Annotated in this window: 20 protein-coding genes; 11 read left to right on the top strand and 9 right to left on the bottom strand. The window is 65.8% G+C overall.

Annotation, left to right across the window (positions count from 1 at the left end; all coding sequences use genetic code 11):
- The first annotated feature begins 3 nt into the window (after positions 1-3).
- From VGM20_14915 to VGM20_14925, 3 genes are read left to right on the top strand one after another with little or no spacing between them, the layout of a single operon-like run.
- Positions 4-2,658 carry a pitrilysin family protein gene (locus tag VGM20_14915; protein HEY4102159.1) on the top strand — a complete coding sequence of 885 codons (2,655 nt, stop codon included), beginning with the start codon at positions 4-6 and terminating at the stop codon, positions 2,656-2,658.
- A 10-nt stretch (positions 2,659-2,668) separates the two neighbouring features.
- On the top strand, positions 2,669-3,211 hold the full coding sequence (locus VGM20_14920; protein HEY4102160.1) for a CDP-alcohol phosphatidyltransferase family protein: 543 nt from the start codon (positions 2,669-2,671) through the stop codon (positions 3,209-3,211).
- The gene (locus VGM20_14925) at positions 3,208-3,621 is read left to right on the top strand and encodes an OsmC family protein (protein HEY4102161.1); all 414 of its coding nucleotides are present in this window, start codon (positions 3,208-3,210) and stop codon (positions 3,619-3,621) included. Before VGM20_14920 ends, VGM20_14925 begins: the two co-directional genes overlap by 4 nt.
- Before the next feature lie 33 nt (positions 3,622-3,654).
- On the opposite strand, the gene VGM20_14930 is transcribed toward VGM20_14925, so the two are convergent.
- On the bottom strand, positions 3,655-3,942 hold the full coding sequence (locus VGM20_14930) for a hypothetical protein (GenBank protein ID HEY4102162.1): 288 nt from the start codon (positions 3,940-3,942) through the stop codon (positions 3,655-3,657).
- A gap of 241 nt (positions 3,943-4,183) precedes the next feature.
- Between VGM20_14930 and VGM20_14935 the strand changes: the two genes are divergently transcribed.
- A complete protein-coding gene (locus tag VGM20_14935) occupies positions 4,184-4,885 on the top strand; it encodes a thioredoxin domain-containing protein (protein ID HEY4102163.1) in 702 nt (233 codons plus the stop codon).
- On the top strand, positions 4,882-6,810 hold the full coding sequence (locus tag VGM20_14940; GenBank protein ID HEY4102164.1) for a potassium transporter Kup: 1,929 nt from the start codon (positions 4,882-4,884) through the stop codon (positions 6,808-6,810). Before VGM20_14935 ends, VGM20_14940 begins: the two co-directional genes overlap by 4 nt.
- A 30-nt stretch (positions 6,811-6,840) precedes the next feature.
- Here VGM20_14940 and VGM20_14945 read toward each other — a convergent pair whose 3' ends face one another.
- Complete coding sequence (locus VGM20_14945) at positions 6,841-7,284, bottom strand: SgcJ/EcaC family oxidoreductase (protein ID HEY4102165.1); 444 nt, start codon at positions 7,282-7,284, stop codon at positions 6,841-6,843.
- Positions 7,281-7,940, bottom strand: coding sequence for a helix-turn-helix domain-containing protein (locus tag VGM20_14950; protein ID HEY4102166.1), 660 nt, complete (start codon positions 7,938-7,940; stop codon positions 7,281-7,283). The genes VGM20_14945 and VGM20_14950 overlap by 4 nt, the downstream gene beginning before the upstream one ends.
- A 170-nt stretch (positions 7,941-8,110) precedes the next feature.
- On the opposite strand from VGM20_14950, the gene VGM20_14955 reads away from it, so the two are divergent.
- Entirely contained in the window at positions 8,111-8,908 is a 798-nt protein-coding gene (locus tag VGM20_14955) for a DUF5602 domain-containing protein (GenBank protein ID HEY4102167.1), read from the top strand.
- A 59-nt stretch (positions 8,909-8,967) separates the two neighbouring features.
- On the opposite strand, the gene acs is transcribed toward VGM20_14955, so the two are convergent.
- Positions 8,968-10,914, bottom strand: a complete 1,947-nt coding sequence (acs, locus tag VGM20_14960; protein ID HEY4102168.1) for an acetate--CoA ligase — start codon at positions 10,912-10,914, stop codon at positions 8,968-8,970.
- A gap of 215 nt (positions 10,915-11,129) precedes the next feature.
- Between acs and VGM20_14965 the strand changes: the two genes are divergently transcribed.
- The 4 genes from VGM20_14965 to ccsA all read left to right on the top strand — a co-directional run bounded on the left by VGM20_14965 (position 11,130) and on the right by ccsA (position 13,588).
- Complete coding sequence (locus VGM20_14965) at positions 11,130-11,441, top strand: STAS domain-containing protein (protein HEY4102169.1); 312 nt, start codon at positions 11,130-11,132, stop codon at positions 11,439-11,441.
- 70 nt (positions 11,442-11,511) lie between these two features.
- Entirely contained in the window at positions 11,512-12,222 is a 711-nt protein-coding gene (ccmA, locus tag VGM20_14970; protein ID HEY4102170.1) for a heme ABC exporter ATP-binding protein CcmA, read from the top strand.
- Positions 12,219-12,896, top strand: a complete 678-nt coding sequence (locus VGM20_14975; protein ID HEY4102171.1) for a heme exporter protein CcmB — start codon at positions 12,219-12,221, stop codon at positions 12,894-12,896. Before ccmA ends, VGM20_14975 begins: the two co-directional genes overlap by 4 nt.
- Positions 12,893-13,588, top strand: coding sequence for a cytochrome c biogenesis protein CcsA (gene ccsA / locus VGM20_14980; GenBank protein ID HEY4102172.1), 696 nt, complete (start codon positions 12,893-12,895; stop codon positions 13,586-13,588). Before VGM20_14975 ends, ccsA begins: the two co-directional genes overlap by 4 nt.
- 131 nt (positions 13,589-13,719) lie before the next feature.
- Here ccsA and VGM20_14985 read toward each other — a convergent pair whose 3' ends face one another.
- Together VGM20_14985 and VGM20_14990 are read right to left on the bottom strand one after the other, a co-directional pair.
- On the bottom strand, positions 13,720-14,298 hold the full coding sequence (locus tag VGM20_14985) for a hypothetical protein (GenBank protein HEY4102173.1): 579 nt from the start codon (positions 14,296-14,298) through the stop codon (positions 13,720-13,722).
- A 28-nt stretch (positions 14,299-14,326) separates the two neighbouring features.
- Positions 14,327-14,506: a hypothetical protein gene (locus tag VGM20_14990; GenBank protein HEY4102174.1), complete on the bottom strand. Its 180-nt coding sequence runs from the start codon at positions 14,504-14,506 to the stop codon at positions 14,327-14,329.
- 63 nt (positions 14,507-14,569) lie between these two features.
- On the opposite strand from VGM20_14990, the gene VGM20_14995 reads away from it, so the two are divergent.
- Entirely contained in the window at positions 14,570-15,496 is a 927-nt protein-coding gene (locus VGM20_14995; protein HEY4102175.1) for a fibronectin type III domain-containing protein, read from the top strand.
- A gap of 81 nt (positions 15,497-15,577) precedes the next feature.
- On the opposite strand, the gene VGM20_15000 is transcribed toward VGM20_14995, so the two are convergent.
- From VGM20_15000 to VGM20_15010, 3 genes are read right to left on the bottom strand one after another with little or no spacing between them, the layout of a single operon-like run.
- Positions 15,578-16,264: an aquaporin gene (locus tag VGM20_15000; protein ID HEY4102176.1), complete on the bottom strand. Its 687-nt coding sequence runs from the start codon at positions 16,262-16,264 to the stop codon at positions 15,578-15,580.
- Between the two features lie 57 nt (positions 16,265-16,321).
- On the bottom strand, positions 16,322-17,572 hold the full coding sequence (locus tag VGM20_15005) for a beta-ketoacyl-[acyl-carrier-protein] synthase family protein (protein HEY4102177.1): 1,251 nt from the start codon (positions 17,570-17,572) through the stop codon (positions 16,322-16,324).
- On the bottom strand, positions 17,565-18,041 hold the full coding sequence (locus VGM20_15010) for an SRPBCC family protein (protein HEY4102178.1): 477 nt from the start codon (positions 18,039-18,041) through the stop codon (positions 17,565-17,567). Before VGM20_15010 ends, VGM20_15005 begins: the two co-directional genes overlap by 8 nt.
- Positions 18,042-18,043: the final 2 nt, after the last annotated feature.

Genomic DNA, 18,043 nt, shown 5'->3' on the forward strand with positions numbered 1-18,043 from the left:
CAGGTGAGTCACCCGCCCACCTTCGGACTCCGGCGCGAACAGCTCTCCAATGGCCTGACAGTGCTGGTGCAGCGGCGGCGCTCCGTCCCCGGCGTCGCGGTGGTGACGCACGTCCGCGCCGGGTTCCTGGACGAGCCCGACGAGATCGCCGGGATCTCGCACGTTGTCGAGCATCTCCTCTTCAAGGGAACCCCGTCGCTCGCCCCGGGTGAACTGGCGCAACGCACCAAGGCGCTCGGCGGATCACTCAACGCCTACACCGCGTACGACCGGACCGTCTACTTCGTCAACGGGCCGGCGCGCCACGCAGCCGAGCTGATCGCGCTGCAAGCCGATCAGGTCCGAAATCCGACGGTCGATCCCGACGAACTCGCGCGGGAACTCGGCGTGATCATCCAGGAAGCGCGCCGCAAGCTCGATACACCCGGCGCCGTCGCGGGCGAAGCGCTGCACCAGCTGCTCTTCGAGCAGCACCGGATTCGCCGCTGGCGGATCGGGGAAGAAGCGGTGCTCGAGCGCTTGACTCGCGATGACATCCTCGGATATCACCGCTCGCGATACGTCCCGTCGCGGACGATCGTCACGGTCGTCGGCGATCTCGACGAAGCTGCCGCGCTCGATATGGTGCGCGCGTCGTGGAGCGACTGGGAACGCCCGTCATCATCGATCAGCACGGGCCCCTACGAGACATCCGCCCCGACAATCCGCGCCCGCCGTCTGGACGGCGACGTCATGCTCGCCGATCTCGTCATCGGCTGGCGCGCCCCCGGGATGTTGAGCGACGACGCGCCGGCGCTCGAGCTCGCCACCGCGCTCCTGGCGCTCGGCCGGGGCGCACGACTCCCGCAGCTGCTGCGCGAGCCCGGCCTGGCGACCGACGTCGGTGCGTCATGGTACGGCGTCTCCGATCTGGGTGTCTTCGCGATTGGCGCCGAGGTGCCCCCGGCAAACATCGACCGGGTACTGGAGGAGATCGCGGCGGCAACGACCGATCTCGCGCGGCGCGAGGTGAGCGCCGCGGAATTCACCCGCGCGCAGCATCTGGTGCTGGCCCGCATCAGCCGAAGGCTCGAGCGCTTCCAGAGCCGTGCCGTCGCACTCGCCGACGCCGAGGCAATGGGCGACGTGAGCCGCCTCGACCGGGAACGCGCCGAACTTCTCGCGGTGTCACCGATGCATCTCCGGGAGGTTGCTGCCGGCATCTTCAACCTCGACGCGATGTCCGGCGTGGCATACCTGCCGCGCAACAGCGAGGCGGCGTTCGACGTCGATTCGCTTCGGCGTGCAGCTGCAGTCGCAGCATCAGCCACGACCGCAACCGCATCGACTGGGGACGATGCCGGTGTCGATCTTTCCGGCGTTGCAACGACCTCTGACGCAACGTCGCCGCCGAAGCGGCGCACCGCGACCGCCGTCAAGCACGGCGTCCATCATCTCGCCCTCGACGGCTGCGATATTCTCGCCGCACGCTTCGGCGATATCGGCCAGACGGCGATCACCTTGTACCGGCCGCGTCTGCTGCGCGAGTCGGCGGCGAATGCCGGCCTCGCGGCACTCGGTCTCCGCTCCATGCTCCGCGGCAGCGACCGGCTCGACGCCGTACAACTTGCCTTCGCAATCGAGTCATTGGGGGGAACGATCTCTCCCAGCCTCGGTGCTGACACCCTCGGCCTCGGCGCAACGGTGCTGACCGAACATCTCCATCGAGCGACAACCCTCCTCTGCGACGTGTTGCATCGCCCGCGCTTCGACGAGCCGGCGGTCCTGATCGAACGTGGACTCCTCGCCGATGATGCGCGCGGCGTCGCCGACGATATGGTCCGCTTTCCGGTCCAGCTCGCGCTTGGCGTGGCGTTCGGCGACGCCGGGTACGGTGTGCCGACACTCGGAACGCCGGCATCGGTGCTGGCACTCGACACGTCTGCAGTTCGACGCTGGCATCAGCAGATGCTCGGTGGCGGAACGACCACGATCATCGCGGTCGGAGATGACGACCCCGCGCGGGTCGCCGAGATGATCGCCGGCATTGTCGATCGTCACGGCACGGCATCCACCGCCGACGTGATCGGGGGATCGGCCGAGCCGATGACATCGATTCTTCCCGGCACGCGAATCGAGCGCCGCGACCGGCGGCAGTCGGCGCTGGCGATGCTCTTTCCCGGGCCGTCGCGCGGCGAGCACGAGCGGTTCGCGGCGGAGACCTGGAGCGCCATCGCCGGCGGCCTTGGCGGGAGGCTCTTCGAGTCGCTCCGGAGTGCGCGCTCCCTGGCGTACACGGTGATGGCCAATTCGTGGCAGCGAAAAGAGGCCGGTGGCCTCCTGACCTACATCGCGATGGCGCCGGAACGCCTCGACGAGGCCCGCGCCGCGATGCTCGAGGAACTGGCGCAGTTCCGCCGGGAGCCGCCGTCCGCGGAGGAAGTCGAACGGGCGCGGGCGCAGCTGATCGGCGAGGTCGAGCTGTCGCGGCAGACCGCCAGCGCCTTCGCCGGCGAGATCGCGGATGCATGGATCCTGGGTGAAGGTCTCGCCGAGCTCGACGATCCCGCCGCGGGATACCGCGCCGTCACGGTCGACCAGGTCCACGCCGTGGCGCAGCAGTCGTTCGATCCGGCAGTCCGCGCCGAGGGCGTCGTCGCCGCGGTCGCCGCGGAGTAGCTTTGGCGCCATGACTCCCGCGCAGACGGCGGTGCACCGTCAACCCTCGTCGTTCTCCACCGCGGACGCGATCACCCTCGTCAGGATTCCGCTGGCGATCGCCTTTCCGCTGGTGACGAGCGTGCCGGTCCGCCTCGCGATTCTCGGCGTCGCGGCGGCGACCGATCTCGGCGACGGCTGGGTGGCGCGCCGCTTCGGCGGGTCGCACATCGGTGCTGTGCTCGATCCGATCGCCGACAAGCTCTTCGTCACGGTGGCGTTCGCCGTGGTCTGGGCGTCAGGACAGCTCACCTGGTTCGAAGTCGTTGGCGTGCTGGCGCGCGATATCATCGCGACGGTCGCCTTTGTCATCACGATCATCACGGGGAAGGCGACGGCGGTGCCTGCGCGCCTCGGTGGGAAAGCGGTGACGCTGCTGCAGATGGTGACGCTCGTGCTCTTCGTGCTCCAGCTCAATCTCGTGCGGCGATTCGCGTGGGCAACCGCGGCTGTGGCGCTCTACGCCATTTATGATTATCACCAACCGTTTTTCAGGAAGCTCAAGACGCGATGACCGACGATCACAAGCGGTACGCCGACCTCGACTGGATTGGTGGCTTGCGTTTCACCGCGGGCGCGCCCGGCGGCCCGCAGATCCTCCTCGACGGCGACGGGAAGGAATCGACGTCACCAGTCACCACGCTGCTCTGTGCGGCAGGGGCGTGTTCCGGCGCGGATGTGGTGAGCATTCTCGAAAAGAAGCGGATCAAGATCACACGCTTCCATGTCGAGGTAGGCGGACGCCGCGCCGAGGAGTATCCGCGGCGCTTCCTCGAGATTTCGTTGCGATTCGTGTTGTCGGGCGAAGGGCTGACCGAGGCTGCGGCGCGGCAGGCGGTCGACTTGTCGGTGCAGAAGTACTGCAGCGTGCTGCTCTCGCTCAATCCGGATATTCCGATCCGGACCGACATCGTCATCGACTAGCAGAACGGGCCGCCAGATGGCGGCCCGTCGTCGTTACTCCTGGCCCACCTCGACCGGTTCCGGCTCGGGCACCTGGGCCCGTTTCACCACCGGCTGGCAGAAGCGATCGCCAAGGACCCGGACCTGGGCCAGTTCTTCCGGCTTCAGGTCGGAATACCGCTCGGCGATGTACTGCATGGTGTCGTCCAACCACTCCTTCTGGTGCTCGGCCGCGGCTTCGAGGACGCCGCAGCGCAGGATGTGACTGAACAGCTCGTCGCGTGCCTGATCCAGTGCCGTCGGCATCGACGGGGTACGGGGGGCCGCCTTCTTCTTCGTCAATCGACCTTCCTTCATGGGTTGTTCAGGGCGTCGGTGCCCCAGTCTCGCATTTTGCTCGGCACAATAATATAGAGAATCGAGGTACCTCGGGGCAATTCCGCCCTCGCGGACGTTAGATTGCCGTCGGCGCCGATGCAGTTCTTTTCCGGCGCGAGCGCGGCATCATCGAAGGTTTCCGCGCGTTGGCCGCCGCGATCCCATCCGGGGTCCTGCGCTCGCCGGCCATCGCGATTGAGGCAGCATGGCGTCCGGCCAGAAACAGTTCTACATCGCCCTCGCGGTCATTGCCATCGGCGGTGCCGCGTTCATTGTTTCCCGGATCGTGAGCCATCCTGCGATCTCGATTCCCGCCAACGTGGTGGTAACAGCAGGCGACACCTCCGGGTTCCATGGCTACGAGCTGGGCCTGCCGAGCGCGCCGATCGAGATCACCGAGTACGCCGACTTCCAGTGTCCCCACTGCGCCGATTTCGACCAGGTGCAGTTTCCGGACGTGAAGGCGCGCCTGATCGACAACGGCAAGGCACGGCTGCGCTTCCGCGATTTCCCGATCGAGGGCGATCAGAGCCGCGTCGCCGCCCACGCCGCGGCGTGTGCCAACGATCAGGGGAAGTTCTGGGAGGTCAAGGGATCGCTCTTCCAGCGCCAGGCCGACTGGGCGTTCCATTCCAATCCGATGTCGACGATCAGGGATATCGTGCGCCAGGCCGGCGTCGATGTCGCCAGCTGGGAGGCGTGCATGAAGTCGGCGAAATACGCCGGCCGCATCCAGGCCTCGTATGACGAAGGGGTCAAGCTCGGTGTCACCGGTACCCCGACCTTCCTGATCGACAAGCACCTCTATGTCGGCGTCGGCAGCGACCGGCTGGTCAAGATCGTCGATTCGCTCACGGCGCTGGGACCTCAAACGACGGCGGGCACCGCGAGCACAACAGGGCAGTGAGCACCGATTCCGCTGACCCGTCGGGGAAAGTCCCGGCGGGACTCGCCCTGGCGGCGTTGGGCGTGGTGTACGGCGATATCGGGACGTCGCCGCTCTACTCGCTCAAGGAATGCTTCAATGGTGACCACGCTGTTCCGCTGACGCGGGACAACGTCCTCGGCGTCCTCTCGCTGGTCTTCTGGGCACTCAACTTCATCGTCTCGTTCAAGTACATCGCCATGGTCCTCCGCGCCGACAATCGTGGCGAGGGAGGAATTCTCGCGCTCCTCGCGCTGGTGCGCCCCAAGGGAAAGTCGGGGCACAGGCGTGAGATCCTCCTGATCCTGGGACTCTTCGGCGCGGCACTCCTCTACGGCGACGGCGTCATCACGCCGGCGATCTCGGTGCTGTCGGCGGTCGAAGGGATTCACATCGCGACGCCGGCGTTCCAGCGATTCGTGATCCCGATCACCGTGGTGATCCTCTCCGGCCTCTTCTGGATGCAGAAGCGCGGCACCGCCGGCGTCGGTGCGGTGTTCGGTCCGCTGATGGTCCTCTGGTTCGTCTGCATCGGCGCGCTCGGTATCTACGGCCTGTCGCGAGATCCCGGCGTCATTGCAGCGATCAATCCCGGATATGCGCTGGAATACTTCCGGCATACCGGCTTCCGCAGTGTCTTCGTGCTCGGGTCGGTCTTTCTCGTGGTGACCGGCGGCGAAGCGCTCTATGCCGATCTCGGCCACTTCGGCCGCCGCCCGATCCGAATGGCGTGGTGGGGACTCGTCCTCCCGGCGCTGTCGCTCAACTATCTGGGCCAGGGCGCGCTCCTGCTGCACGATCCCCATGCGGCGGTCAATCCGTTCTTCTCGCTGGTGCCGCAGTGGGCACTCTATCCGATGGTGATGATCGCGACGATCGCGGCGGTGATTGCGTCGCAGGCACTGATCTCCGGGGCGTTTTCGCTGACGCAGCAGGCGATGCAGCTCGGGTTCGTGCCGCGCATGCGGCTGGTGCACACGTCGCGGACGGCGATCGGACAGATCTTCATGCCGGGGATCAACGGCGCGCTCTGGGTCGCGTGCGTGGTGCTGGTGCTCGTCTTCGGGTCGTCGGATGCGCTCGCCGCAACGTACGGCGTGGCGGTCACCGGGACGATGATGATCACCACCATCCTCTTTGCGGTCGTTGAACGGAAACTCTGGCACTGGCCGATGTGGCAGGTCGCGGCGCTCACCTCGGTCTTCCTCGTCGTCGACATCACCTTCTTCGGCGCGAACATGGTGAAGTTCTACGAGGGAGGGTGGTTCCCGCTCGCGGCGGCGGCGGTGGTCTACCTGCTGATGAGCACGTGGCGGCGCGGCCGGCAGCAGGTCACGTCGATCCTGACCGAGAGCTCGCTGCCGCTCGATCTCTTCATCCCCGACATCGAGCGCCGCAAGCCGACTCGTGTCCCCGGTATCGCGGTCTTCATGACGTCGATCCCGAACGTGGCGCCGCCGGTGATGCTGCATCATCTCAAGCACAACAAGATCCTGCACGAGACAGTGATCCTGATGACGCTGGCGTCGCAGGAGATCCCGCAGGTGGACGACGGCGAGCGGGTCCAGGTGGAATCGCGTGGTGCGGGGTTCTACCAGGTGAAGGCGCAGTACGGCTTCATGGAGTCGTTCAACGTGCCGCAGCTGCTGCAAGCGGTTGCACCATACCTGCACGAGGACGGGAGGGCGACACCGTCGCTCAACCTTCACGACGTGACCTTCTACCTCGGGCGCGAGACGCTGATTGTTCCGCCGAGACCGCCGGGGTCGCGACGGCCGCCGGGGACGATGCCGGCATGGCGAGCGGAGTTGTTCGCGATCATGAGCCGCAATGCGATCAGTGCCGCGTCGTTCTTCCGCCTGCCGCCGAATCGGGTGGTGGAGTTAGGAGCACAGATCCAGGTCTGAGACGAAGAGGGCGCGGGCCGAGCGCGGGCTCTAGCCGGTGACCCGAGCCCGCGGCTGGTCGGGGCGTTCGCGAACCGCAGTGTTGTGGCACGCCACGATCGCCCACGCGCCGCCCGATTTCACGAACACCTCCAACATCCTCGTTCGCAGGCGGCCATCGGCATCGGCCGGAATTCCAGGCGGAAGTCCGCGAAAATCGCTCAGCTCGGTCAGCAATTCCGCGACGGCCACTGTCGAACCGTGGAACCGCAGTCGTTCGACGACGATCGAAAGCCGGCTGCCGGAAAAGACGTTCCGGAACATCTCGGCATGGCGCTGGTTGAACCCCGCGCGGGTTTCCCACCGCATGCCGAGGATATTCGTGAAGCCGACGTCGTCGCTGCAGGCCGCGCCGTAACCGTCCGCATCGCCCCGGGTCCAGGCGGCCGCCTGTTGTGCGATGATACCGTGGATCTCCTCTTCGTCAGCATTCATCTGTCGCGTTCCGCCTCTGCCACGCTGGCCGCCAGCAGTGCCTGCGCGGTCCAGAGCGTCACCCGCTCGGCGGCAGCGGGTGTCAAGCCCTGAGTGTCCTGCAGCAGAAAGAGCGAATCCATCCCGACGCACGAAACCAGGGCCGATATCAGCCGGGCGAACCGCCGGTGGCCGAGTCGAGCGCGCACGGGCGAGACGGCTGACGTCAGCCATTCGATGCGACGATAGCCGCGGACCGGGCGGGTTCCGGTCGTCCGCCCGGTGGTGAGCCGAATCATCGTTCGCAGCAGCGCGGCGTGCTCCACCGCGAGGCGATGCATCACGTGCACCGTGGCGGCCAGTTGCAGCTCAGCCTGTTCGATATCGTTCAGCGCGGTGGTCGTTGCCGGCAGGGCGGCCGCGACGGCGGTTTCCACTTCAGGTCGCAGCCCCTCGAGCGCGGCTTCGACCAGCAGCTGGTCCTGTGTCGGGAAATACCGATAGGCGGTGCGCCGCGAGATGTCGGCGGCATCGGCCACTTCGGTCACCGACGGCGTCTGCCCCATGGCGATGAGCCGCGCTGCGGTCGCCAGCAGTGCGCCCCGGGTGCGCCGTTTCTGGCCGCCGCGCGGGTCCGCCGGAGAAACGTTGCCACCCCCACTTGATGATCGGGACATCGATGGCTCCGGCTTGACGGGGACCGGGACGAAACGTAAACTTGGCCGCAAATGGCACAACAGTGTCATTGTGACATTTCGTTGCCATTCCGTCTGGATCCGGTCCGCGGCCGGCATCGGTGCGATCCAGGCCCATCCGTCGATGCCGGTCTCCGCGCAGGGAGGGGTTCATGACCAGGAATCAGAAATCCGCGGCGGCAACACGTGTCGCTGCCGGTGTGCTCGCCGTGGCAACCGCCATCATCACGATCGCGTGTTCCGGAGACTCCGCCACCGATCAGGCTCCCGTGACTCAGTACGGGACTACCGTCACGGTGGGCAACGGCATCGCCCGGTCGTATCTCGTGCTGCGGAACGGCACGCCGATCGAGTTGGGAGTGGCGCTGAGTCAGGGCGCGCTGGACGGCCTGCCGACCGCACCCCAGATGGGCGGCTACGAGTATCTCCTACCGCTTCCGGCTGGCAACACGACGCAGTACCAGGTGGTGGGATTGAACTGGAACCCGACGGGCCATCCGCCGCCGATGGTGTACACCGTGCCGCATTTCGACTTCCACTTCTACATGCAATCGCTGGCGGACCGAAACGCCATCGATCTCTCGGATCCGTCCTTTGCCACCAAGGCCGCCAATCTGCCGACCGCCGACTTCCGTCTGGCCGGCTACGTTGCCGACCCTCCGGCGAACGCAATTCCACACATGGGCCTGCACTGGACCGACTCAAACGCCCCGGAATTCCACGGCCAGGCGTTTACGCGGACCTTCATCACGGGATCGTGGAACGGCCAATTCACCTTCTTCGAACCGATGGTGACGCGCGCCTATCTCCTGACCGATCCGAACGACTCAGTGCCGGTAGCGAGCGCCACCGAACGCGCCATCAGCGGGTATTATCCGACGGCGTACCGGGTCAGCTGGGATCAGACCACGACGGAATGGCGGATTGGGTTGGCAGGGCTCACCAAATAGCAGGGATGTAGTGGTCGCGGGCCAACGCCCTTGCTTGGCCCACGTCCATCTCCGATGCGCTATTCCTTGTCTTCGTACTGCTCCTTCAACTTCGCCACCACCTTGGGATCCGCGAGGGTGGTGGTGTCGCCCAGGGCCCGTCCCTCCGCCACGTCGCGCAGCAGCCGGCGCATGATCTTTCCTGAACGCGTCTTCGGCAGGTCGGCGGCGAAGATGATGTCGTCCGGCCGTGCGATCGCACCGATCTTGGTGGCGACGTGCTTGCGCAATTCGTCGGCGAGCTCGGGCGTCATGGCGCGACCGTCCTTGATGATCACGAACGCCGCGAGCGCCTGTCCCTTGAGCTCGTGCGCCTTTCCGACCACCGCCGCTTCTGCCACGGCGGGGTGATCGACCAGGGCACTCTCCACTTCCATCGTCCCGATCCGGTGGCCGGCGACGTTGAGCACGTCGTCGACGCGGCCGAGGATCCACCAGTAGCCGTCTTCGTCGAGCTTCGCGCCGTCGCCGGCGAAGTAGCGTCCCGGGAATCGGCTCCAGTAGGTGTCCTGGTATCGCTGGTCGTCGCGATAGATGGTGCGAAGCATCCCCGGCCACGGCGACGTGAGCGTCAGAAACCCGCCGCCCTGTGCCATCGGCCTGCCACTTGAATCGACCAGTTCTGCATCGATCCCCGGAAACGGCACCGTCGCCGATCCCGGTTTGGTGGTGATCACACCAGGGAGGGGCGTGATCATGATGCCGCCGGTCTCGGTCTGCCACCAGGTATCGACCACGGGACAGCGGCCGCCGCCGATCTGTTCGTGATACCAGATCCACGCTTCGGGGTTGATCGGCTCGCCAACAGAGCCCAGGAGGCGCAGCGACGAGAGGTCGTGTTTCGCGGGATGCTCGGTCCCCCACTTCATGAACGCGCGGATCGCCGTCGGCGCGGTGTAGAGAATCGTGACTTGATAACGCTCACAGATCTCCCAGAAGCGGTCGCGCTCCGGCCAGTCTGGTGCACCTTCATACATCACCACCGTGGTGCCGCACGCCAGCGGGCCGTAGACGACATACGAATGCCCGGTGACCCAGCCGATGTCGGCGGTGCACCAGAAGACGTCGCCGTCGCGGAGATCGAAGACGTACTTCGTCGTCGCGGCAACCTGGGTGAGATATCCGCCGGTGGTGTGAACAATCCCCTTCGGCTTCCCCGTGGTCCCCGATGTGTAGAGGATGAAGAGGAGATCCTCCGCATCCATCCGCTCCGGTTCGCACTGCGCCGATTGCGCGTCAATCGCAACATGCCACCAGAGATCGCGTCCCGCAGTCATCGGACATGCCGCCGGATCGATGTCGCCGCCGCGCTGCACCACGAGGCAATGCCGAATCGTCGGGCATTCTGCCAGTGCTTCGTCGGCAAATTTCTTGAGCGGCACCACCTGGCCTCGGCGAAAGCCGCCGTCGGCGGTGATGCAGCAGACCGCTTCGGCGTCGTTGATCCGATCGCGCAGCGACTCCGCGGAGAAGCCGCCGAACACCACCGAGTGCACCGCGCCGATCCGGGCGCATGCGAGCATCGCGATCGCCGCCTCCGGGATCATCGGGAGGTAGATCGCGACGCGGTCGCCGCGCTTGACGCCCAGGGCGCGCAAGGCGTTCGCCGCGCGGCAGACGTCGGCGTGCAGCTGGGCATAGGTGAGGACGCGGCGATCGCCGCGCTCACCCTCCCAGAGAAGCGCCGCCTGATCGCGCTTGCTCCCGGTGAGATGGCGGTCGAGGCAGCTCACCGACGCGTTGAGCTGTCCACCGAGGAACCACCTGGCGTGCGGTGGATTCCAGTCGAGGACGGTGTGCCAGGGAGTGAACCATTCGAGTTCTGCGGCCTGCGCGGCCCAGAAGCCGATCCGATCGGTGCGCGCCGCGGTGTAGGTCGCGGCGGTCGCCTGCGCCTTGGCGGCGAATGCCGGTGAGGGCGGAAAACGCCGCTCTTCGGTCAGCAGGGTATCGAGTTGGTCTGTCATCAGAGGAAGGTGCGGCCGGGCCGGGCGGAGGAAAAGGGGGTGAGGGGGGACGGTGGGGCGGCAAGGATCGGCACGGGGCGGCGATATGGCAGGGGTCGGACCGATGCGCCGTTGCCACAGTCATCCCGGTTCCGGTCACCCTGCCGATTGCCGCGCCCCATTGGCAAGGCCCTTGCTGTTTTGGGCCATACCAGCGGGGTGGAGGCCCTTTGACCGTGTCGACCGTACAGCCCCAGAATCGGGTGCTGTTCGCACCAGAAAACCTCGGACTTGCGACCCGTGAGGGATTTCGCGAGCAGGCCAACGTCCTGCTCGACGAAATGGGCGCGGGGCGTGGCCAACTGGTGATCGACCTGGCGCAGACCCGCGAGATCGATTCGTCGGGGCTGAGCGCACTGGTGATGATCCATCGGCACGCGACCGAGCGCCGCCAGCGCGTGGTGCTGAGCAACGTCGGCGCCGAGATCCAGTTCCTCCTGGTCCTCACCAAGCTCGACGACCTCTTCGTCTTCGCCGCCGAGGAGTGATCGGGAGGGGCGCCACCACGCCCTTTCGCGCTGATCAGCCGCGTTCTCCACCACTATAATTCCGCCGCAGATGACCCCAACCGGCACCCCTCTCGTCGAGGTCCGTGGGCTCGGCCGCCGTTTCGGCGCGGTCCGGGCGCTCCGGTCGGTCGACCTCGTGATCGGTCCGGGCGAGGTCGTTCTCCTCGCCGGCCCGAACGGCGCCGGGAAGTCGACGCTCCTCCGGTCGCTCGCCGGGTTGTCGCGCGCCGACACCGGCTCGGTGCGAATTCTCGACCGCGTTCTCGCCGGGAATCCGGCGGCTCGAAGCGCGGTGGGATTTCTTTCCCATCAGAGCTTTCTGTACGACGATCTCACTGCGCGGGAGAACCTGCGTTTCGCGGCGACACTGCACGGAATCGCGTCATCGGAGCGCGAACTCACCGCACTCCTCGATGCAGCGGGACTGTTGCAGGCGGCCGACACCCGCACCGGGACGCTGTCGCACGGGTTACAGCAGCGGCTCGCAATTGCGCGCGCCACGCTGCATGCGCCGGTGCTCCTCCTCCTCGACGAACCGTTTACCGGACTCGACGCCGCGTCGTCGGATCTGCTGCGAAGCAGGATCGCCGATGATCGCGCCCGCGAACGGACGGTGGTCTGCGTCACGCATCAACCGGCCGAGATCTGGGAGCTCACCACACGGGTGGTCGTGCTGGCGCGCGGAATGGTTGTCTTCGATGGGCCGCGGCCGGCGTCGCTTGACGAGTTCGCGGCAACGTACCGCGGCGCGATCATATGACGTTCGGTCGTGCCGTGCTGGCGATCGCCGGCAAGGATTTGCGGATCGAATGGCGACACCGCACCGCCTTCACCAGCGCCGTGGTGTTCGCGGTGCTGGTGCTGGTGATCTTCGTCTTCGCCCGAGACCAAGGGAGCGTGCGGCTCGCCGACGTGGCGCCGACGGTGCTCTGGGTGATGCTCGCCCTCGCGACGGTGGTGACGCTCAATCGCGCATTTCTCCTCGAGCGGGAGCATCGCGCCCTCGAGGGGATTCTCCTCGCACCGATTCCCGTCGTGGCGCTCTTCTGGGGAAAGTGGCTTGGGAACCTGGCGCTGGTGCTCGTGGTCGAACTGGTCGCGATTCCACTCTGGGTGCTCTTCTTCAACGTTGCGCCCGACACAAGAATCCTCGGCATCGGTGTCGTGGCGATCCTCGCATCGATCGGATTCACTGCACCCGGGACGTTGTTTTCGGCGATCGCGGTGCGGACGCGATTCGCCGAGCTCCTGCTGCCGGTGTTGTTGCTGCCGTTCGTCATTCCGCCGCTCTTCTTCGCGGCGCAGGCGACGGTGCGACTCCTCGAAGGTGCGCCGGCAGGGGAGCTTTTTGGCTGGCTTAGATTGCTGGCACTCTATGACATCGCATTCCTTGCGCTGGCCAGCATCCTCTTTCCCGCGGTGATCGACCAGTGACATCGGGGAACAATGTCGACCGTGTCATCACTCGCGGCCGCGTGATCACGATCGTGGGACTGATCGGAGTTGCCGCGGTCTACGTCCTCTCGCTCGGCTTCACGCCGCCCGAGGCGAACCAGGGACTCGCCTTCAAGATCCTCTACGTGCACGCGCCGTCGGCGTGGGCGATGGAAACGTCGTTCGTCATGGTCGGCGTGACGGGAGCACTCTTCCTCTGGCTGGGCGATCGGAGGCTCGACGTCTTCGCCGAAGCGTCGGCGACGGTCGGGATGGTCTTTGGCGCAATTTTGCTGCTGAGCGGACCGATCTGGGGGAAGACGATCTGGGGCGCGTGGTGGGTCTGGGATCCGCGGCTGACGTTCACGTTGCTGCTGTATTTGTTGTTCGCGGGTTACTTCGCGCTGCGCTCGTCGCTGCGCGATCCGATCGAGCGGGCGCGCTTCGGTGCGGTGATCGGAATCATGGGCACGGTGCTGGTCCCGTTCATTCATCTCACGGTGTACCTGTTCAACTCGCAGCATCCGATGCCGGTGCTGATGGCGCCGCAGAAATCGCCGTTGCCCTGGGTGCTATTGCGGCCGCTGCTGTTGTCGCTGGTGGCGTTCACCGTGCTGTACGTCGGCTTCGTGACCACGCGGTACGGCATCGGGCTGCGACGACTGGCGGAGGAGATGCGCGATGCCGAATAACGGCAACTATCTCGCGGCGGCGTACATCGTGGCGGCGGTGATTCTGGTGGGGTACACGATCGCGTTGTGGAGAGCTGGAAGGAAGTAATTCCGCTCAGGCGGTCATATCGGTCGATCAATCTGTCATAGGCTCAATTCGTCATAGCGGCGCATAACGCGTTGCGCATATCGTCACGCTCCTTCAACAGCGAGGACGCTGTGACCAATGAGCATCCGGCAGGACCGGCGCGAATAGCGCAATGCATGCGCCGGGGAATTGAGCTGCTCCAGCGGCGGCTCGGAATCGTTCTGGCACTCGGGATTGTCGCGTGGGTGGTTGCATGCAATCCGGACAACGCCGTGCCGGCTCCGAAGAACACGACTGCTGTCCTGCATCCGGGGAAGCGCGCCAACGCGACCACCGATCCAGTGGTGACCCCCATCGCCGCATACGGTTCGAGAATCAACGTCGAGGACTTCAGCGGATTTGCGCGCATCGGAGCGGCGATTACCGTTGCCGAGTCGTTGTGGGGCGGCGCGCATGCCGATGCGGGCGGAAAGAGTCGGACGTTCTTTACCTTCGGTGGATCACCGTTTGCCGCAGCGATCTTCGTCGTCTCGGACGGTTCGGTCCACAGCAACTCGAATTCCTTCTGCGGAGCGACCTCCGCCGACACGATCACCGTTTTCGCGGGCGCCGCGTGCGGGTCGGGCGACGACGGGACGATCACTGTGGATAGCCTCCACCTCGCATTGCTGCTACAGCACGAACTCGGACATGCCCTTGGGTTCGGCGGCGAAACCGGCCATCTCCAAACCGCCATGACGAACAACTGCGTGATGAATACGGACCGGGGCTTGTTCAATAACGGGCCACTCTGTATGCACGAAATCGAATTCTTCAAATACGCATTCGGGCAGCGCGATAGTGCGCCGCATCAGATCGAGAACCTCCTTGACCCCGGAGTTGGCGGGTCGATCGTAGCCTCACCCAGCGCGCCGATGCTCGGAGACACAATCGGTCTCAGTATTCCGACGATCTACGCATTCGCCGACGGAGACGACGCGGCCAGCGGCGGCATTTCGACCACCGGCAGCGATGATTTCAACTGGTATTCGTCACTTGCGGGGGGCGCGACGTCGGCAGGGCCGAGCTTCACTCTGATTCCATCGTCTGCCGGATCGGTTTCAGTCTGGGCCAGGCTGGTTTCGCAGCACAGCGGGAACTGGATCCCCGAAGACGCTGACTCAATTCCACTCTCGGTCACCGTCGCCGGGGTGCCGACGCCGAGCGGGCTGGCGGCAAGTTCCGTCGACTCGACGCACGCGATCATCAGCTGGACCAACGGTAGTGGCATCGTAACGGCCGGGGGTCGCACCGTTGTGCAGATCGAGGCGGACACTTCAGGTGCTTCATGGGTGACGGTTGATTCGACCGTGGTGACGAACACGGCAGACACGTTGAGTTCGCTCGCCAAGGGCATGTCCTACAACGTTCGCATCAAGCATATACACAAGGGTATTTCGGGCTCGTGGCAGACGGAGTCCGATCTGTTCTCGACAACCGGCGGCGACCCGGTCATCACCTCGTTCTTTGTCGCTTCGTGCAGCACATTCTCAACCAACAAAGTCTTCAACGACTGGATTCTCGGGTGGACGAAGACGGGATCGACCACGGGCTGGACCTGGGAGATCTACATCAACAACGTCAATAACCCCTCGACCGCGTCGCTGCAGACCTCCGGCACCACCGGCACTTCGAACTCCTCCGGCACGATCGATGACTGGTCGCAGAATCCGACACCCGCGTACTTCTATTTCTGGGTGCGGTATACCAATGGAGGATCGGCTACGGCATTCGAACCTCTCGACGCCAATCCGCTCAATGTTGCGGACGAGTCCTGCGGCATGGCCGAAGATCGGCGCTGATATTCCGCTGAACGTGCAACGGCGCCGCGAGAGAATATCCTCGCGGCGCCGTTGTCCGTTCGTCGCAGGACTGAGCCGCCCCTACCCCGCGATCTCTTCCTTCCCCCAGATCCCGTACTGAAAGAGCAGTGCTGCGAGCACTGCGCCAACGATCGGCCCGATGATCCACACTGCCAGCGCCGTCGAGGTGCCGCTGATCACCGCCGGCCCGATCGCGCGGGCCGGATTCGCCACGCCACCGGTGAGCGGTCCGCCCACCATGATGATCGGAATCAGCGTGAGCCCCACGCCGAACCCGGCGATCCGCGGCGCATTCCGCGCGACGATCGTCCCGAGCACACCCGACATCAGCAGGAAGCCGAAGATCGCTTCGAGGACGATGCCGTTGCCGAGGGTGATGGTCGAATTGAGCGTTGGCGTGCCGTAGGCGACCACATGGCCCACGTTCGGCGCGAGGAAGCTCCGCACCAGGAACGCCGCCACGAGGGCACCGACCAGCTGCGAGAGGATGTAGACGAACGCATCGCGTCCATCGATCTTCCGGATGGCGAGCAACCCCAGCGTCACCGCCGGATTGAGCTGCCCCCCCGAGACATCCATCGTGACCGAGATCGCGATCGACAGGATGATCGCATGCACCATCGCGATCCCGAAGACGTGATAACCGGCGCCGGGGAAGAAGTCGGCGACGATCACGCCGCAGCCGAAGAAGACGAGGAACGCGGTGCCGAGCATTTCGGCAATCGCCCGGCGGGCAAGGGTTGGCATCAGGCCAGGTCTCCTGCAGATCGAGGGTGTAGATGGTTCGCGGGAACAACCGCGAATCTACACGCCCGGATCGCGAAGCAGGAGCGTCGCGTTGCAGCCGCCGAAGCCGAACGAATTCTTGAGGACCGCCCGGGGGCTGCGCTCGAGGCCGCACGGCGGGACGCGATGCAGCTCGCCGGCGGGGTCGGGGTCGATGCAGTTGAGCGTCGGCGGGATCCAGCCACGCTGCATCGACATGCAGACGATCGCCGTCTCGATCGCACCGGTCGCGCCCAGGGCGTGCGCGTGCCAACCTTTCGTCCCGCTGACAGGGAGGCGATCGGTATGGTCGCCGAAGACCTCGCGGATCGCGCGCGCCTCGGTGCTGTCGTTGAGCGGCGTCGACGACCCATGCGCGTTGACCCACTCCACGTCGTTCGGGGCGCAATCGGCGCTGTCCAGCGCCAGCCGCATCGCACGGATCGCCTCCCGCCCGTCGGGGCGCGGCTGCGTCATATGGTAGGCGTCGTTGGTGAGTCCGAAGCCGGCGATCTCGGCGTAGATCGGCGCGCCGCGCGAGACGGCGCGTTCCAGCTCCTCCACCACGACGAACCCCGCGCCTTCCGCCATTACGAAGCCGTCGCGGCCGATGTCGAACGGGCGCGATGCCGTGGCGGGATCGGCGTTGCGGGTGCTCATGGCGCGGATCAGCGAGAACGATCCGTAGCACAGCGGATAGAGCGGTGCTTCGCTCCCGCCGGCGATCATCACATCGGCGTCGCCGCGGACGATCGCATCGCGGGCGCTGCCGATCGCCAGCGTTCCCGAGGCGCAGCTCATCGCGTTGGTGGAATTGACGCCGACGACTCCATGCGTGATCGCGATGTTGCACGAGATCGCGCCGCCGAAGACGGTGAGCGCGAGCAACGGATCGACTTCGCGCGGACCGCCGGTCGTGTACTTCATCATCTCCAACTCGGCAAAACCGACGCCGCCGAGCGCGGTGCCGGCGAAGACGCCGACGCGATCGGGTTGTTCGCGGGCGAGATCGAGCGACGCGTCGTCGATCGCCATCTGTGCCGCGGCCAGGGCCAGTTGCGAGCAGCGGTCGGTGCGGCGTGCCTGCTTCGACGACAGCATCTCGACCGGATCGAAGTCGTTGATCTGCGCCGCGACGTGCGAGCGAAACGGCGACGAGTCGAAGCGCGTGATGCATTGCACCGCGGAGCGCGGTTCGTGCAGCCGCTGCCACACCGCGTCGGTGCCGATGCCGATCGGCGTCACCAGTCCGAGCCCGGTGATCACCGCACGACGGCGTGACTCAGTCATCGGCCACCGCGCCGGCCGATGCGGCGTGGTCGATCCCTGCGAGCGTGCGCGACGCGATCCCGTGGATGAAGACCGGCCCGATGATCGTCTTCGCCACGATTCCGCCGATCAGCGGCCACTGCGGGCCATTCCACTCGTGCACGATCGTCACGTCGCTCCATCCTTCCGGCGTTGGCTCGATGGTCCAGAGCACATCCATTCCCTTCGTCATCCCGCCGATGTGGCGGTAACCGATCCGGTGCCGCTCGGCATCGGTCGTCATCGCGGACCGCCACCAGGTCGGCCAGCGAAAGAGGCCGAACGGACGCCACGCCGCCATCTCGACGGTCCCGGCGCTCCCCGCGTCACCGCTCTCCCGGGTGACCCACCGGTAATGGGAAAGGATGTCTGGCCACCGCTCAACTGCTACCGCATGGCGCCAAACGACGGCAGGGGAGGCACGAACGACGCGTCGGTCCACCGTGCGCATGA

The organism is Gemmatimonadales bacterium (assembly GCA_036500345.1).
GTDB lineage: Bacteria > Gemmatimonadota > Gemmatimonadetes > Gemmatimonadales > GWC2-71-9 > Palsa-1233.

Coding starts and splice junctions, on each gene's coding strand:
- VGM20_14920 (HEY4102160.1), top strand. CDS start 2,669: ATGACTCCCGCGCAGACGGCGGTGCACCGTCAACCCTCGTCGTTCTCC.
- VGM20_14925 (HEY4102161.1), top strand. CDS start 3,208: ATGACCGACGATCACAAGCGGTACGCCGACCTCGACTGGATTGGTGGC.
- VGM20_14935 (HEY4102163.1), top strand. CDS start 4,184: ATGGCGTCCGGCCAGAAACAGTTCTACATCGCCCTCGCGGTCATTGCC.
- VGM20_14945 (HEY4102165.1), bottom strand. CDS start 7,284: ATGAATGCTGACGAAGAGGAGATCCACGGTATCATCGCACAACAGGCG.
- VGM20_14950 (HEY4102166.1), bottom strand. CDS start 7,940: ATGTCCCGATCATCAAGTGGGGGTGGCAACGTTTCTCCGGCGGACCCG.
- VGM20_14955 (HEY4102167.1), top strand. CDS start 8,111: ATGACCAGGAATCAGAAATCCGCGGCGGCAACACGTGTCGCTGCCGGT.
- acs (HEY4102168.1), bottom strand. CDS start 10,914: ATGACAGACCAACTCGATACCCTGCTGACCGAAGAGCGGCGTTTTCCG.
- ccmA (HEY4102170.1), top strand. CDS start 11,512: ATGACCCCAACCGGCACCCCTCTCGTCGAGGTCCGTGGGCTCGGCCGC.
- VGM20_14975 (HEY4102171.1), top strand. CDS start 12,219: ATGACGTTCGGTCGTGCCGTGCTGGCGATCGCCGGCAAGGATTTGCGG.
- VGM20_14990 (HEY4102174.1), bottom strand. CDS start 14,506: ATGCGGCGCACTATCGCGCTGCCCGAATGCGTATTTGAAGAATTCGAT.
- VGM20_14995 (HEY4102175.1), top strand. CDS start 14,570: ATGCTCGGAGACACAATCGGTCTCAGTATTCCGACGATCTACGCATTC.
- VGM20_15000 (HEY4102176.1), bottom strand. CDS start 16,264: ATGCCAACCCTTGCCCGCCGGGCGATTGCCGAAATGCTCGGCACCGCG.
- VGM20_15005 (HEY4102177.1), bottom strand. CDS start 17,572: ATGACTGAGTCACGCCGTCGTGCGGTGATCACCGGGCTCGGACTGGTG.
- VGM20_15010 (HEY4102178.1), bottom strand. CDS start 18,041: ATGCGCACGGTGGACCGACGCGTCGTTCGTGCCTCCCCTGCCGTCGTT.